The organism is Schlesneria sp. (assembly GCF_036405755.1).
GTDB lineage: Bacteria > Planctomycetota > Planctomycetia > Planctomycetales > Planctomycetaceae > Schlesneria > Schlesneria sphaerica.
Genome location: NZ_DASWWZ010000170.1, coordinates 1 through 2,897 on the forward strand (window position 1 = coordinate 1; position 2,897 = coordinate 2,897).

3 protein-coding genes and 1 pseudogene are annotated in these 2,897 nt (G+C 55.9%); 1 reads left to right on the top strand and 3 read right to left on the bottom strand.

Annotation, left to right across the window (positions count from 1 at the left end; translation table 11 throughout):
- On the top strand, window positions 1-864 hold an 864-nt coding region (locus VGE80_RS05660; RefSeq protein ID WP_440591971.1), incomplete at its 5' end, for a DUF1501 domain-containing protein.
- A 24-nt stretch (window positions 865-888) separates the two neighbouring features.
- On the opposite strand, the gene VGE80_RS05665 is transcribed toward VGE80_RS05660, so the two are convergent.
- The 3 genes and pseudogenes from VGE80_RS05665 to VGE80_RS05675 all read right to left on the bottom strand — a co-directional run.
- A complete protein-coding gene (locus VGE80_RS05665) occupies window positions 889-1,704 on the bottom strand; it encodes a glycerophosphodiester phosphodiesterase (RefSeq protein WP_440591972.1) in 816 nt (271 codons plus the stop codon).
- Window positions 1,705-1,842: 138 nt separating this feature from the next.
- Window positions 1,843-2,409 (bottom strand): GNAT family N-acetyltransferase, encoded by a 567-nt coding sequence (locus tag VGE80_RS05670; RefSeq protein WP_373651196.1) that lies wholly within the window; start codon window positions 2,407-2,409, stop codon window positions 1,843-1,845.
- 3 nt (window positions 2,410-2,412) lie between these two features.
- A pseudogene (locus tag VGE80_RS05675) lies at window positions 2,413-2,897 on the bottom strand (hypothetical protein); the annotation flags it as partial.

Sequence of the window (2,897 nt, forward strand, 5' to 3'; positions counted from 1 at the left end):
CCCTGGTTCATAGAAGCCTCACCCTACAACCCGAAGTCGTATGGAGCCTATCCCGAATACGAATTCCATTTTGTCAGGGGGCGTGAATCGAATCCGAAGCTCACTTTTCAGTCACCGAACCTGAACCTGCCGGAAGGTCTCAACCGGGGCCGTTTGTCTGACCGGAACCACCTGCTGGGAATCCTCGATCGCCAGCGCAGCGACCTCGAACGGGCAGCGGCAACTGAATCATTCGACCGGCATCGTGAAGCGGCCATTTCGCTGCTCACCGATGCCAGCGTGCAGCGTGCATTCGATGTGCATCGCGCCGACCCTCAGGTGCTCGATCGTTATGGACGCAACTCGTTTGGATGGTCGCTGCTGATGGCTCGGCAACTGGTTCAGTCGGGCGTTAATCTCGTTCAGGTCAACCTCGGTAACAATGAGTCGTGGGACACTCATGACAACAACTTTGTGCTGTTAAAGGATTGCCTTCTTCCGCCCACTGATAAAGCAGTTTCAGCCCTGCTCGAGGACCTGAACTCGTTAGGGATGCTTGATGAGACACTGGTTGTGATGCTCGGGGAAATGGGCCGCACTCCCAAAGTTCAATCGCAAAATCGCAGTCCCGGTGCGAAGGCAGGTCGAGACCACTGGGGAGCGGTCCAGACCGTCTTCGTTGCTGGCGGAGGTATCACAGGGGGTCAGATCGTCGGAGCCTCCGACAAGAACGGAGCCTACCCCGTCAGTGAACCCCAGACGCCCGAGAATCTGGCCGCGACGATTTACCATGCACTGGGAATTCCCGACACAGCCGTCTGGAAGGACGACCTGGATAGGCCGCATAACATTTACTACGGCGATCCAATTCGATTTTCCGCCTGATCCGACTTCGGCCGTGGCTCCTTCTCAGTTCTTCTGCAGGTTCAGTTCCTGCCGCAGATACGCGGGTCGGTCCGTCGTGATCGAGTCGACCCCCAGTTTCTGGAAGTGAAGTGCATCCGCAGGCGCGTTCACGGTCCAGACATGAAAGCTTAGCTTGCGATCACGAAGCTGCTTGACAAAGTCGTCATTCAGCCGATCCCTATTCGCCTGCAGATCGATTCCCTGCGTCTGAATTTCGGCTGCGGTCTGCAGGATGGATTCGAGAGACGGCTCCGAAACCTTCGTCTCCTTGTTCTGACGGAAGCCGACGAGCCAGTAGGCCTGGATTTCCGGAATCTGGCGACGCGTCTCTGCGATGACTTGTTGATTGAAGCTGATGACCACTGTCTGCTCGGGGCTCAGTCCAGACTGCTTCAGGACGGGTAACAGAAAGGGAACAATCTCAGGACCGCATTTGACTTCGATATAAATTTGCTTACCAGGAGGAATCGTGGCGAGGACTTCTGACAATGTCGGAATTTTCTCACCGGTAAAACGGGGATCTTTCCACCGCCCGACATCCAGCTTGCGCAGCGCGTCGAACGTCGACTTGGAAACGATGTAGTCCTCGCCGCTGGTGCGCTTCGTCTTGTCATCATGGATGCAGACGATCTGCTGATCCTGCGTCAGATAGAAATCCCCCTCGATCGCATCGGCACCTTGTTCCCAGGCCAGCTGAAACGCAGCCAACGTATTCTCTGGAGCATCATTTGATGCCCCGCGATGGGCGACGATCCGTTGAGCTTCAACCGAAGATGCGGTCATGACGATCAGTCCACACACAATTAGCTTCAAGTCCATTCGAGTTCTCGCTGTTAGATCTTCGTGGTTGCTATCCCATTCGCTGATGCTGTGCTGAAGTGGCTGTTTTATCAGCTATGACCGGGAGCGTCATCTGACGGCGTTCCTCGGGGGTCCTCAGAGAACCCCCTGTCCGATTCAGGATCGCGCGAAGTCGCTGCGCGAAATTCGATACAGGACATGACGCGACAGCGGATGGTCAGGTGCCAGGATCGGATGAGCGAAGTCGTGCTCCTGCATGTGGGTCATCCCAATCTTTTCCATCACTCGGCGCGAGCGCAGATTATGCGGAACGGTGAAAGAGTAAATTTCCTTCAGTCCCGCAGCGTGAAACGCAAATTCCAATGAGGCTTTGGCCGCCTCCGGGGCGTAACCATTCCCCCAGTAACGGGAGTCGATTCGCCAGCCGACTTCCACGCAAGGAGTAAACCAGGCCTGCCATGTCGGATATTTGAGCCCTACGTATCCGATGAACTCGGCAGTCCCGGGAACTTCGACGGCCCACAGTCCGAATCCGTGCTCATCGAAATGCTCACAGATCCGCCGCATGGACTCGTCACTTTCCTCTCGTGTCAACAGACTCGGGAAACACTCCATCACCTTCGGATCGGCATTCATCTGGGCGAAAAGTGGTCCATCCGATTCACGCCACCGACGCAGCAGCAGGCGGTCCGTTTTGATTTCCTGAGGCAGATCTTCTGTCACTCGTTATTTCCCAATACAGAACTTGCTAAAGACACGGTCGAGAATGTCGTCCGTATAAACTACTCCCAGAATGACCCCCAGATCATCCAGTGCCTGTCGCAAGTCGACGGCGATCAGTTCGTCACCCGCGGTTTCCTGCTGGGCGGCATCACTGGCGTGGCGAAGTGACGCCGAGAGTGATTCGAGCGTGTCTCGACATCGAGCAGCCGTCATTCCCAGCCATTGGCTGTTTCGGCTGTGACTCTGCGAAAGTCGGTGCTTCAGTTGCGCTTCAAACTCTGGCAATCCCTGACCTGTGACGGCACTGACAGGCAGCAGCTTGTCGTGATCAGCAGCGCCACGACTTGAGGTAATGAACTCAGGACCCAGATCGATTTTGGTCAGTATACGAACCGACGCGGACGCACCACTGCTGGCTTGTTCAAACAGGAAGTCATCGAGTGCGGCATCAGCAGGAGTTACCCCGGCCGACGTGCACCAGACAAGCA